13 protein-coding genes are annotated in these 12,174 nt (G+C 43.8%); 4 read left to right on the plus strand and 9 right to left on the minus strand.

Features of this window, described 5'->3' with window-relative positions:
• The first annotated feature begins 217 nt into the window (after positions 1-217).
• From BCU75_RS11870 to BCU75_RS11885, 4 genes are all read left to right on the plus strand, one after another.
• Positions 218-766, plus strand: coding sequence for a sigma-70 family RNA polymerase sigma factor (locus tag BCU75_RS11870; RefSeq protein WP_029224857.1), 549 nt, complete (start codon positions 218-220; stop codon positions 764-766).
• Positions 759-1,487, plus strand: a complete 729-nt coding sequence (locus tag BCU75_RS11875) for a DUF3379 domain-containing protein (protein ID WP_076678074.1) — start codon at positions 759-761, stop codon at positions 1,485-1,487. The genes BCU75_RS11870 and BCU75_RS11875 overlap by 8 nt, the downstream gene beginning before the upstream one ends.
• A gap of 295 nt (positions 1,488-1,782) precedes the next feature.
• A complete protein-coding gene (locus BCU75_RS11880) occupies positions 1,783-3,048 on the plus strand; it encodes an outer membrane protein transport protein (RefSeq protein WP_102473985.1) in 1,266 nt (421 codons plus the stop codon).
• A 295-nt stretch (positions 3,049-3,343) separates the two neighbouring features.
• Positions 3,344-4,654 (plus strand): outer membrane protein transport protein, encoded by a 1,311-nt coding sequence (locus tag BCU75_RS11885; protein WP_102474066.1) that lies wholly within the window; start codon positions 3,344-3,346, stop codon positions 4,652-4,654.
• 94 nt (positions 4,655-4,748) lie between these two features.
• On the opposite strand, the gene BCU75_RS11890 is transcribed toward BCU75_RS11885, so the two are convergent.
• From BCU75_RS11890 to ccmB, 9 genes are all read right to left on the minus strand, one after another.
• Positions 4,749-5,534, minus strand: a complete 786-nt coding sequence (locus tag BCU75_RS11890; protein ID WP_102465764.1) for an MlaA family lipoprotein — start codon at positions 5,532-5,534, stop codon at positions 4,749-4,751.
• Between the two features lie 123 nt (positions 5,535-5,657).
• Positions 5,658-6,878, minus strand: a complete 1,221-nt coding sequence (ccmI, locus tag BCU75_RS11895; RefSeq protein ID WP_102473986.1) for a c-type cytochrome biogenesis protein CcmI — start codon at positions 6,876-6,878, stop codon at positions 5,658-5,660.
• Positions 6,878-7,366 (minus strand): cytochrome c-type biogenesis protein, encoded by a 489-nt coding sequence (locus BCU75_RS11900; RefSeq protein WP_102473987.1) that lies wholly within the window; start codon positions 7,364-7,366, stop codon positions 6,878-6,880. Before BCU75_RS11900 ends, ccmI begins: the two co-directional genes overlap by 1 nt.
• Positions 7,363-7,914, minus strand: a complete 552-nt coding sequence (locus tag BCU75_RS11905; RefSeq protein WP_076678080.1) for a DsbE family thiol:disulfide interchange protein — start codon at positions 7,912-7,914, stop codon at positions 7,363-7,365. Before BCU75_RS11905 ends, BCU75_RS11900 begins: the two co-directional genes overlap by 4 nt.
• Before the next feature lie 5 nt (positions 7,915-7,919).
• Positions 7,920-9,890, minus strand: a complete 1,971-nt coding sequence (locus BCU75_RS11910) for a heme lyase CcmF/NrfE family subunit (protein WP_102473988.1) — start codon at positions 9,888-9,890, stop codon at positions 7,920-7,922.
• Positions 9,887-10,369, minus strand: coding sequence for a cytochrome c maturation protein CcmE (gene ccmE, locus BCU75_RS11915; protein WP_076678082.1), 483 nt, complete (start codon positions 10,367-10,369; stop codon positions 9,887-9,889). Before ccmE ends, BCU75_RS11910 begins: the two co-directional genes overlap by 4 nt.
• On the minus strand, positions 10,366-10,572 hold the full coding sequence (ccmD, locus tag BCU75_RS11920; protein WP_004736230.1) for a heme exporter protein CcmD: 207 nt from the start codon (positions 10,570-10,572) through the stop codon (positions 10,366-10,368). The genes ccmE and ccmD overlap by 4 nt, the downstream gene beginning before the upstream one ends.
• Before the next feature lie 14 nt (positions 10,573-10,586).
• Positions 10,587-11,327: a heme ABC transporter permease gene (locus tag BCU75_RS11925; protein ID WP_004736229.1), complete on the minus strand. Its 741-nt coding sequence runs from the start codon at positions 11,325-11,327 to the stop codon at positions 10,587-10,589.
• A gap of 177 nt (positions 11,328-11,504) precedes the next feature.
• The gene (gene ccmB, locus BCU75_RS11930; protein WP_076678083.1) at positions 11,505-12,173 is read right to left on the minus strand and encodes a heme exporter protein CcmB; all 669 of its coding nucleotides are present in this window, start codon (positions 12,171-12,173) and stop codon (positions 11,505-11,507) included.
• Between the last annotated feature and the right edge of the window lies 1 nt (position 12,174).

Below are 12,174 nucleotides of genomic sequence, written 5' to 3' on the forward strand. Positions count from 1 at the left end.
CTCAACATGCTAGCCACGAATGACTAACTAGACGACAGGGTGTACTATAGCTTGTTCGAAGCCTGAGATTTTGAAGTAGATCAATTTTCATTGTGATTTTACGATTTCCAGTAAATCACCAGCTCTAAAAGCAAAACACAATATAAAAACAAAGCACAACGTATAGAAGACAGCTATACACAGAGCAATTATGGAGGCTCGTGTGTCGATAATAAAAATGTTTGGAAAGAAAACTGCCAAGCGTCCGGTCAACTCTGATATGGACAAACAAAGAAAATATGAAGCACTCGTGCGTGCCTATCATCGTGACCTCTTTCGCTATGCCTATTGGCTATGCAAAGACAAAACCATTGCCGAAGACCTAGTGCAAGAAACTTGCCTTCGTGCATGGAAGTCACTCGATAGCCTTCAAGATGAAAAAGCCGCTAAATCTTGGCTGATTACCATCTTGCGACGCGAGAATGCTCGACGTTTTGAACGCAAACAGTTTGATCTGGTTGATATCGACGATCATGGTAATGATGCTAGTGTCAGCGATGACCCGCACCATCAACATCTGTGGTTGCAAGCTCAGATCATGAAACTTGAAGTTGATTACCGTGAACCACTCTTCCTACAAGTCATTGGTGGATTTAGTGGTGAAGAGATTGCCGATATTCTCAATCTCAACAAAAACACAGTAATGACACGTTTATTCAGAGCTCGAAACCAGTTGAAAGAGATGCTGGATACAGAAGAGGCAGAGAGGGGGCAACATAATGGATGATTTGGAATTTCGTCGTCGTGTATTGTCGGAACCTAAGCAACGCACACAAGATATTATTGATGCTGCAACAAACAGTGAAACCAATAGTAACTTCTTAGACGATGTATTATCGCTTGATAAGCAGATCCATTCAGCGATGAATGTAGATGTGCCAGACGATCTTGCTGATCGCATTCTGTTCAATCAGACCTCAAGCGAAGAACGCAAAGTCGTAAGACCTACTTTTGCTAGACGAGCTATGGCGATGGCAGCTTCAGTCGCATTCGTTGCAGGTTTGCTTGTTGGGCAGGTTAATTGGGGAAACGCACTGGTTGCCCCAGCTCAGGCAAGTTTGGTCGATACCGCGATGAAACATTTTGTTGAAGAAAAAAGTTTTGTTAGTTCAATCGACGAACAAGTTACATCGCAACAGATCAACGCAAAAATGAATCCATTTGCTTATCAGTTTGATGAAGCATTCCCTTATCATGTGTATTATCTGAACCATTGTGGTTTTGGTAAATCCAACGCAATGCACATGGTTTTCCAAGGTGAAAAAGGTAAGGTCACTTTGTTTTTGACTGGAATCCCGACAGACAAACCTGTCGACTTTGATGAAAAAGGCATGTCAGGCTCAGTAACACCGATTGACAATAGTAGCTTGATCCTTGTTGGTGAAGATGGAGAAGATATTTCTAAGATCGCCGAAAAGCTAACAAAAATCATCAAACCAATGAGCTAATTCGCTCAAAAAGCCCCGTAACAAAAGGCCCAGCAAGTATACCACTGATATTGCTGGGCTTTGTTTATGCAAATCAATAAAATCATTCATAAAATAAATACCTCTAGAGTTAAAACTCTAAAAAATGGCATTTATCACCATTTCCGTGCCAGATAGGCGTCATTTCCATAATTTTATACTCATTTTTCCCAATGGTCGGATTTGTATATCGTATACTTGCGAATAGGATCAGCCACCTTGAGCAATTGCTCAAATTAATCGCCCTGTAGAGGCGGATATATAAAGGAATAAATGAATGACTACCAACAACACGCGTCTGTTTAAAAAGTCTCTTTTAGCAGTAACAATTACACTGGCGTCTTCGCAAGCGATGGCAGCAGGTTTCCAAATTAACGCACAATCAGCAACCGGCATCGGTCGTGCTTTCGCTGGTGATGCAGTAATCGCAGATAACGCGTCAGTAATGGCCCGTAACCCTGCTGCAATGGCATTGTTTGACGAAACTTCTTTGTCACTCGGCTTTGAAAGCATTACATCTAAGATTGAAGTCAAAGATGCTAAATACAAACTGTTTGACGCTGGGAGTGGTGTAGACGCAAACTATGATGATGCAGGTGATACATCTATTGCTCCTAACATTCATTTAATTGTCCCTATCAATGAAAAATTCGCGGTAGGCTTCAACGCTTACTCAAATTTTGGAACTAAGACCGAGTTTTCTGACAGTTATGCTGGACATGAATATGGTGGTTTGACTGATGTTCAGAGTGTTAATTTTGGTTTAGCTGGTTCATACCGACTTAATGACCAATGGAGTTTTGGTGCAGGCCTAGACCTAATTTACGGTAAAGGTACACTACAACGTGACCTTCACCCAACTTTAGCAGGATCTCTAGGGTCCTCCACAGCTTTGGATGCAGAAGCTGACGGTTGGGCATTAGGATTCAATGTTGGTACCGTATATGAGTTAGATGAAAATAATCGATTTGGTTTAGCGTACCATTACTCTCCAGAACTCGAAGCAAAGGGTGACATTACGTACACAGGTGTAGAGCATAAAGACGATACTTTATACATGCCTCTGCCAGACCTGCTTGAATTTTCTGGTTACCACAGGATTAAAGACACTAAATATGCTGTCCACTACTCTGTTCAATGGATCGGTTGGAGCTCATTCGACAAACTAGAAGCTAAAGACGCTGGCGTACTTAACGAGTACGAATGGCAGAATGGTATGCACTACTCCATTGGCGGTACATACTACCTAAACCGTGAGTGGACACTACGTGCAGGTTATATGTACGACACAAGTGCACAAGACGAATTGACATCTATATCTGTACCAGATTCAGATCGCCAATGGTTCTCAGCTGGCTTTACATACCACTTAGACGACAAGTCGAATATTGACTTCGGCTTTACCTACTTAATGGGTGATGATGTGGATGTAGAAGAGAAGACTGAAAACCCATCCTTTGGTCCACAATATCTTTCATCGATATCTGGAACTACTCGTGCGGATGCAATCCTAATGGGTCTGCAGTACAGCCGCAGCTTCTAATCTAAGCTTCAGTTAGAAAAATTTAAGGGTCGCACTGCGGCCCTTTTCTTTGCCCAAAATTAATCAAAACTAAACATTTAGGCTTACAGGTGTACTCCACAGAGGACATATGATGCTACAGATGTACGCTCAAATTTCGCAACATGCCCGAAACATTCAGTTTATTTATCTAGAAAATACACCTATTTAATAATTAAATCGCTAAAACACTGTTTTATTCGAATTTCATTTTTAAAGCATTAACTCTAAAAGTAGAATCATGCTACTAAATACTTATGATTCAGCGAACATAATAATGAAAATGAATAAGACTCTTCTATCTGCTGCAGTGGCAGTTGGACTACTTTCGACTTCTACCGTTACTCAAGCGGCAGGTTTTCAACTAGCAGAATACTCAGCAACAGGCCTAGGCCGTGCGTATGCTGGTGAAGCCGCAATGGCAGACGGCGCAGATGCCCAGTGGCGTAACCCAGCAATGTTGACTTACCTAGAAGGTACTCAAGTTTCTGTTGGTGGTATTTACGTTGACCCGAATATTGATATTGATGGGACTTCAACATCAGGTGGCACCTCTACATCTTCGAACTCTAGCGATTTCGCACACAGCGCAGTAATTCCAAACTTTTATGTTTCTCACAAGTACAACGACAAATTCGCACTAGGTTTTGCTGCTGGCACTAACTACGGTATGGAAACAGACCTAGGTAAAGACTTTGGTGGCGCAAACCACGGTAACGAAGCAAGCGTTACTACAATGGAGCTAAACTTAAACGCGGCTTACCAAGTACTTGAAGGTGTATCTATTGGTGGCGGTGTTCGCTACATCATGGCTGAAGGTAGTTTTGGTGCGGTATCAGCAACTTCTATTCAACAGATTGGAGTATCAAAAGGCGATGCTCTGAAATATATGGAAGGTGATGACACCGCATGGGGTTGGCAAGTCGGTACCGCATGGCAGATCAATGAAAACAACCGTTTGGGCTTTACTTACAAATCTGAAGTTGATTTAACCCTTGAAGGTCACGCAAAAGGCGCAGCTTTCGATAAGGCCGCAGCTGAAAACGGTGGATTAGGTGCTATAAAACCAAAGTATAGTGGGTCGATGGAATTAGCTTTACCAGCTACAGCAGAACTGGCAAGTTTCCACCAACTTACCGATAAAGTAGCTGTACACGCGAGCGTTAACTGGACAAACTGGAGCAGCTTCAAAGAGCTTGTAGCAGATATCCCTGAGTTTGGCTCAAAACGAACTCAAGATATCAAGGAAGAAAACTGGGAAGACAACTACCGCTTTGCAATAGGTACAACTTACCAAATGACGCCTAAACTAGCGTTACGATCTGGTATCGCATACGACACATCAGCAGTAAGCGAAGAACACCGCACTGCAACGATTCCAGAAACAGACCGTACTTGGTTAAGCATTGGTGCTGGTTACCAATGGTCTGAGCAACTAACTCTAGATGCAGGCTTCACCTATATTCTAGCAAAAGATGCGAAGATGCATGAAGACGATGCAGCATCAGCACCGTTTGGTGGCGACTTCGAAGGTGAAGTGACAGGTAGCATCTGGCTAGTAGGTATCCAAGCGAACTACCGTTTCTAATCAGTTTACTGAATCAAAGTAATAAACATTAAAAAGGCTCGATGTTCTTATCAACATCGAGCCTTTCTTTTATCTGTTGTTCCGAGAATTAAATCTAGTAATCTTCTAGGTACCCATCGATGAAATCTTCTTCTTCAAGGTCAACTTCTTCGGGTTCAATTTCCGCTTTGAAGTCACGACGCTGAATGTAAACTTCACGAGTCAGAGCATATGGATCTGGCGAGTCATCCAACAGAGCTTCTTGTGACACTAACTGAGCACGGGTTTCCATACCTTCAAATGCCCACTTTCCTAAGCTTGCCCAGAAGTTCAACAGAGCTAAAGGCACATATAGGCTATCCACTTGCTCAGTCACTTCGCGAGTCGTAATCGGACCATAACCCGGAACCATGAAGTAAGGTCCATTCCCTACTCCATAATGGCCAATCGCATCAGAAAACGACTTGTCGTCATATTTGGTGATACCCGCTTCACTGGCAATATCGATTAGGCCTAAAAGACCAAATGTTGAGTTAATCCAAAAGCGGTTGAAGTGGTCGAGTGCTTTCTCGCCATTGCCCATGAATATGTTGTTCACCATGCTCGCAGGTTCGTCTAAGTTGGCCAGGAAATTGGAGATACCAGAACGAACGGGTACAGGGGTGTAGTCAACATAAGCGAGAGAAACAGGTCGAACTAAATAAGGGTCTAAATACTCGTAGTTGATATCCCACATCGCTCGGTTGAACCCTTCGAAAGGGTCATTCGGATGGGACTCTTCGAGGTATTCAGAGGTGTCGAGGTTATCATCGTTCATGCTTTCATCTGGTGCGCTAGAACAACCCACCGTTAAGCTTGCGATAAAAAGTAAACTCAAGAGTCTTAAAACACTGACAGACATATCACCTTTTCCATAAGGAATTCAAATAAAAAAAAGGCCAGCAATCGCTGGCCTCAATTGTTTGCGTAAGTCTATACCGTTTGTCATTAAATCGGAATAGCTAACACTTATGCAAAGTGATGATTAATATTGCTTATTGATGTTAATGGTCACTGGAGCACCCAGTTCAACCACTTCACTTTCACCGTACCAATCACCATCGCGAGTTGAAACGTTACCATCTGTATCAAGCCTAGCTCTAACCATCAGAGTTTCAAGGCTAGACAGCTTTAGGCCTTCCATCATGCTGTTACCGTCATCGAGTACAACCGTTCGTGGGAAAGAACCCAATGGGTAACGAGCGGCAGCGATAGGCATTGGCGAACCATCCGCTCTGTGTACCGAAACTACCAACACAGACTTAGGATCAGCATTCACATCGCTAGACAGCTCAAGCGTTACTGCAACACTCTTGCCTTGGTCAACACCCATGGTGTCGCCCATTTTCTTCTGAGCACTTTCAATACTGCGTGACAGCATCTCGTAGCGGCTGTCTTGTGGACCAATCATCTGTTGCATGATGCTCCAATACTTCACAGCGCCTGGGTAATCTTGACGTTCAAACGAATCAAACGCTAACAGTGAGAATACTCGAAGGTCGACATAATCGTTTTGGATCAAACGGCTCAAAATCAAACGCGCTTGGTTTTGATCGGCTTCATCAGGTGAAAGCATCAGTGCTTGAGCAAAACCTAGCTGAACATCTTCATTCTTAGGCTCAAGTTTATAAGCTCTTTCCATAGAATCTTTCGCTGTTTCAGCGTCACGGTTTGCTAACGCAATACGGCCAAGCAGTAACCAACCGGTCGAATCTTTTGGTTGGTAGTGAAGACGAGTACGAAGCGCTAGAGTCAAATCTTCCAATTCATCATCCGTTAGCGCGCCACCTTCTGATGACATTAACTTTTTAGACAACTCAGGAAGATTCGAACTCACTTCTTGCCAGTGTTGAACCTTATCTAATGCACCAAACTGAAAGTACATACCATAAGTCACAACCAGAACCAGAATCACAGAAGGAACAACAACACCCAACGTAGAGACCTGTGTTTTTTTCATCTCTTTCTGTGCAGGTACATCATCAAGTAGAGACTGTTTCAAATCAGCGATCAGTTCTTGTTGGTTATCAACAAGACCTTCTTCTGCTTCTACTTCTAATTCAACGAGACGATCTTTATAGAATGCTTTGTTCAACTCGTCGCGAAGCATTTCGTCATTGTTCGCCTTCTTATTAATGAAAGGCATAACAACAAACAAAATCGCCGCTAATGAAAGGACAACTGTAGAAATCCAAAATAGTGTCATTACTTCTTATCTCCGTCGTTCTCTTCATCGAGTAACGCTTTTAAGCGAGCTTCTTTGTCTGCATCCCAGTCTTTATCTGACTCCACTACTTTCGACTTTGATTTTCTGCTTCGTAAAATGATCAAACCAAATCCGAACACAACAACCGAAAATGGGCCAACCCAAAGGATCGACGTGGCTAGTGTCAGTGGTGGATTATAAGTAACAAAGTTACCGTAGCGGGCAATCATATAATCAATGATGTCTTGCTTCGACTTACCGTCTTTTGTCATCTCATACACTTTTTGACGCAAGTCGACCGCAAGCTCGGCATTCGAATCACCAATCGTGTTGTTCTGACATTTTGGACAACGCAGCGTGTTGCTTAACTCTTTGAACTGTTGCTCTTGGTCAACCGTATCAAATTCATGAAATTCGATAGGCGCAGCAGAAACTGTCGCCGAAATAGCAAATGTCGCGAATAGAATAATCAGTGCTTTCTTAATCATTTCGCTTCCTCCAACAACTTCTGGTACATCGGCTTAAGTGTCGATGCCCAGTTAGTTGGGTTTACGTCACCAACATGACGATAGCGAACTATGCCGTTAGCATCGATTAAGAAAGTCTCTGGAGCACCATAAACACCAAGGTCGAGGCCTAGCATTCCGTCGCCATCGAACAAACTGATTAAGTACGGGTTACCTAACTCATTTAACCAACCTACCGCTTTATTGCGATCATCTTTGTAGTTAAGACCAATAATCTTAACGCCTTGATCAGAAAGCTTGTTTAGGTAAGAGTGCTCTGCGTAGCAAGTCGGACACCAAGTCGCCCACACATTAAGAAGCAGTGGCTCACCTTTAAAGATAGCTTGATCATGAAACTTACCCGGTTGTTCCAAATCCTCTAGGCCAAACTCAGGGACCTGCTTGCCAATTAATACGGATTCAAGTTTAGTCGGGTCATCACCCGACTGGTTACGCATCAATTGAGTTGCAAAGATTCCAACTAGAACCATGAACGCAATCAATGGAATGAATAAAATCTTTTTGTTCATTCGAATTAAGCCTCCTGCTCTTGAGCCGATTTTTTCGTTGGCTTACGGAAACGGTAACGACGGTCACTGATGGCAATAACACCACCAATTGCCATGATCAAAGAACCTGCCCAGATCCAACGTACAAATGGTTTGTAGTAGATACGTACAGCCCAAGATTTGTCGTCGTCTAAACGCTCACCCATTGCGATATAAAGGTCGCGCGTTACGCCACGATCGATCGCCGCCTCTGTCATCATAGACTTAGCAGTAGTGTAGAAACGTTTTTCAGCGTGAAGCGTGTTGATGTATTTGCCTTCTTTGGTAATTTCAAAGTCAGCAATGTAACCATCGTAGTTAGGGCCATCTTTGTCACGTACCCCTGTAAACAGGAAGTTGTATTCTTCAAGTTGGTAGCTTTCGCCTGGCGCTAAACGCACATCACGCTCAATGCTGTAGTTCTGCACCATCGCAATACCAATCACTGTTACGGCTAAACCAATATGACCACAGATCATAGCCCAATGGCTACGAGGTAGCTTGGTTAGGCCTTTCATGAAGGTATGACGGTGTGTTGCACGCTCATGCAATTCAAAGCCATGCATGAAGATGATCCAGAACGCCATCACCCAACCAGCAAAAGCAGTACCACTGAAGCGGTCAGCTAGCATGGTCACCATTAGCGCACTTAAACCTAACGAGAAGATACCCGACACTAACATTGGCTTAATCAGCTTAGACAGGTTGTCACGCTTCCAACGGATCAATGGACCGATACCCAATAGGAACGAGAACGGGATCATTAACCAGAAGAACAACATATCAAAGAATGGTGCACCGATAGAAACCGAACCCAGACCTAACTGTTTGTGGACTAATGGTAATAGCGTACCGACTAACACAACTACTAACGCTGCAATCAACAATACGTTGTTGCCAAGTAGTGCGTTTTCACGAGAAACCAAATCAAAATTACCACGGACACGAACCGATGCGCCTTTTACAGCAAACAACAGCAGTGAACCACCGATAACGAACACTAGGAAACCTAGAATAAACATACCACGAGCAGGATCTGATGCGAATGCATGAACAGATACCAAAATGCCCGAACGAACTAAGAATGTACCTAGTAAGCTTAACGAGAATGCAGAGATAGCCAGCAATACTGTCCAAGCTTTAAATGTGCCACGCTTTTCGGTTACCGCTAGTGAGTGCATCAGCGCTGTACCAGCTAACCAAGGCATGAATGAAGCATTTTCTACTGGATCCCAAAACCACCAGCCACCCCAGCCAAGTTCGTAGTAAGCCCACCATGAACCAAGTGCGATACCTACAGTTAGGAATAACCAAGCAGCGATTGTCCAAGGACGAGACCAGCGAGCCCATGCCGTATCTAAACGACCGCTCATTAGAGATGCAATAGCGAAAGAGAACGCAACAGAGAAACCTACGTAGCCCATGTAAAGCATTGGCGGGTGAATGATCAAACCCGGGTCTTGCAGTAGTGGGTTTAAGTCACGGCCATCAACAGGAAAGTAAGGCAGTGTTCGTAAGAACGGGTTAGATGTTACGATAATGAACAGCAAGAAGCCGACCGTAATCAAACCCATGATAGCCAGCACACGAGCCACAGACTCTTGAGGCATACCACGGCTGAACGTCGCTACTGCAACCGTCCAACCCGCTTGGATAAGAACCCAAAGCAGTAATGAACCTTCATGAGCACCCCAAACCGCTGTGATTCGGTAGTACCAAGGAAGTTGGCTATTCGAGTTACTTGCTACGTATTGAATCGTAAAATCATTGGTGTAGAACGCGTAACACAAGATAAAAAACGAAATCGCTAGGAATCCGAACATACCCCACGATAGCGGTCGCGCACTATTCATTAATAATGTGTTATTTCGAGCAGCCCCATACAGTGGGAGCACACTCAAAAGCAAGCCCAGCCCTAAGGACAGGATCATGGCAAAGTGGCCGATCTCGGCTATCATTGAGCACTTCCTTCTTTTTGTTCTGTAGAGTACTGCATTGGCTCATGGGTTTTCTTCATTGCTTCAGCAACTTCAGAAGGCATGTACTCTTCATCGTGTTTCGCTAAGACTTCGAACGCTTCAATTGTTGTCGCATCTTTTAGAACGCCTTGAGCAACAATACCTTGTCCTTCACGGAAAAGATCAGGAAGAATGCCATCGTATAAAATCGTTACTTTAGGACCAACATCTTTCAAGTCAAAGCTTACACGTAGTGATTCGTTGTCACGGCTTACAGAACCGACTACAACCATGCCACCAATACGCAGGCGTTGGCCAACTTCAGGTTTCTTACCGTCTTTGCCATTAACAAGCTCAGTTGGCGTGTAGAACAGATCCATGTTCTGGTTAAGCGCATAAACCATTAATCCAATAGTTGCACTGATACCAAAAAAGATCGCTAAGACAATGCCCAGCCTCTTTTTGCGTCTTGGGTTCATAGAGTGTTCTCCATATTTTTTGCTGCATCGATACGAGCTTGACGATCAATCTTAGCTTGTACTTCATTTAGTAATTGCTTACCACGACGAACGCTTAAGACCAGTAAAATGATCATCGCGAGGAATGTGATTCCAAATGCACTCCATACATATGAGGCGTAGCCACCCATGGCAAAGAAATCACTCAGAGATTCAAAATACATAATTACCTACCCTACTACGCTTTATCAGCCGCGAGTTTACGAACCCACGGACGGTGACTTTCTTTACTGATGATTTCGTTTCTAAAACGAACCATAGTCACAGCACCAAAGAAAAAGGCGAAGCCGAAGATGTTAAGAAGAAGCGGCCATAGCATGTCACTTGAAATAGAAGGCTGATCGAACTTCGTAATCGTCGCGCCTTGGTGAAGTGTGTTCCACCACTCTACTGAAAAATGAATGATAGGTAGGTTGATGACACCAACGATAGCCAAAATACCTGCTGCTTTCGCTGCGGTTTTTTGGTCATCAAACGCGTGGTGTAGTGCAATCACACCTAAGTATAGGAATAGAAGAATCAGCTCAGAGGTCAAACGCGCATCCCAGACCCACCAAGCACCCCACATTGGTTTCCCCCAAACAGCACCGGTTAGCAGCGCTATGAAGGTAAAAACAGCACCAATAGGCGCCATAGCCAATGCAGCCATATCTGATAGTCTTACCTGCCATACCAAGCCGATAAATGCCGCAATTGCCATCGACATGTATACGCCCATCGACCAAATCGCAGACGGAACATGGATGTAGATGATACGAAAACTATCGCCTTGTTGGTAATCAGAAGGCGCAAATGCAAGCCCCCATACAGTACCGACGGATAGACACAATAGCGCTAGGATAGAGAACCATGGCAGAAGTTTACCAGCTAGCTGATAAGAGGTTTCTGCTTTGGCATAGGGATGGAGCCATTTCCACATGTTGTAATCTCACTCTTACTTCATATTGCTTACAGCTATCACAGCTATAATTATTATATTTATTTGGCTTACTGTCTCTTTCAGTGACTCTATGAGTCTGAAAGCTTAAATTAGTTCACTTTGAACAAACAAAGCGGTGGTGAGCGCTTGGTTAGCTAGTTTTAATTGGATAATTAACTAGTTAACACTCACTCTCAGCGCTGCGCTTATGGCAAATGGAGTGAGCGTCATAGCGCCCATTAGCATTGCCCCTAACACAGCTAATTGTCCGTTATACGCAACGCCTAGTGCTGCCGCATCAATCGCGGATGTAGCAAATATAAGAATTGGGATATACAACGGCAAAATAAGCAGACTTAACAGCACACCGCCTTTTTGTAATCCAACCGTTAAAGCGACACCAATCGCACCAATAAAGCTTAATGCAGGCGTACCAACCAATAACGTTAAGACCACCGATAACCAAGTATCGAAATCCAAGGACAGCAGTACCGCCAACAACGGACTGATCAATATTAATGGTAACCCTGTCAATATCCAGTGCGCTATGACCTTGGACAATACTACCAACTGCAACGGGATGGGCATCAGCATCATCTGCTCAAGTGCACCGTCTTGGAAATCGTCTCGGAATAATCGTTCAAGAGAGAGTAATGCAGAGAGTAAAGCAGCAACCCAAACAATACCCGCTGCGATACGCGCAAGTAGGTTTGGCTCAGGGCCGATGCTCAATGGAAAAAGAGTGATGACAATGATAAAAAACCACAGAGGGTTAAAGATATCAGCTTGGCGACGAAATGCGATCAACAGCTCACGTCGAATGATCGTTGTCATTGAAGAAATCATA

Source organism: Vibrio splendidus (genome assembly GCF_002873455.1).
In the GTDB taxonomy this organism is placed as follows: domain Bacteria; phylum Pseudomonadota; class Gammaproteobacteria; order Enterobacterales; family Vibrionaceae; genus Vibrio; species Vibrio splendidus_J.

What these genes read in the sequence shown, in the direction of transcription:
- BCU75_RS11870 (WP_029224857.1), top strand. Translation starts at nt 218, where the DNA reads ATGTTTGGAAAGAAAACTGCCAAGCGTCCGGTCAACTCTGATATGGAC.
- BCU75_RS11875 (WP_076678074.1), top strand. Translation starts at nt 759, where the DNA reads ATGGATGATTTGGAATTTCGTCGTCGTGTATTGTCGGAACCTAAGCAA.
- BCU75_RS11880 (WP_102473985.1), top strand. Translation starts at nt 1,783, where the DNA reads ATGACTACCAACAACACGCGTCTGTTTAAAAAGTCTCTTTTAGCAGTA.
- BCU75_RS11885 (WP_102474066.1), top strand. Translation starts at nt 3,344, where the DNA reads ATGAAAATGAATAAGACTCTTCTATCTGCTGCAGTGGCAGTTGGACTA.
- BCU75_RS11890 (WP_102465764.1), bottom strand. Translation starts at nt 5,534, where the DNA reads ATGTCTGTCAGTGTTTTAAGACTCTTGAGTTTACTTTTTATCGCAAGC.
- ccmI (WP_102473986.1), bottom strand. Translation starts at nt 6,878, where the DNA reads ATGACACTATTTTGGATTTCTACAGTTGTCCTTTCATTAGCGGCGATT.
- BCU75_RS11900 (WP_102473987.1), bottom strand. Translation starts at nt 7,366, where the DNA reads ATGATTAAGAAAGCACTGATTATTCTATTCGCGACATTTGCTATTTCG.
- BCU75_RS11905 (WP_076678080.1), bottom strand. Translation starts at nt 7,914, where the DNA reads ATGAACAAAAAGATTTTATTCATTCCATTGATTGCGTTCATGGTTCTA.
- BCU75_RS11910 (WP_102473988.1), bottom strand. Translation starts at nt 9,890, where the DNA reads ATGATAGCCGAGATCGGCCACTTTGCCATGATCCTGTCCTTAGGGCTG.
- ccmE (WP_076678082.1), bottom strand. Translation starts at nt 10,369, where the DNA reads ATGAACCCAAGACGCAAAAAGAGGCTGGGCATTGTCTTAGCGATCTTT.
- ccmD (WP_004736230.1), bottom strand. Translation starts at nt 10,572, where the DNA reads ATGTATTTTGAATCTCTGAGTGATTTCTTTGCCATGGGTGGCTACGCC.
- BCU75_RS11925 (WP_004736229.1), bottom strand. Translation starts at nt 11,327, where the DNA reads ATGTGGAAATGGCTCCATCCCTATGCCAAAGCAGAAACCTCTTATCAG.
- ccmB (WP_076678083.1), bottom strand. Translation starts at nt 12,173, where the DNA reads ATGATTTCTTCAATGACAACGATCATTCGACGTGAGCTGTTGATCGCA.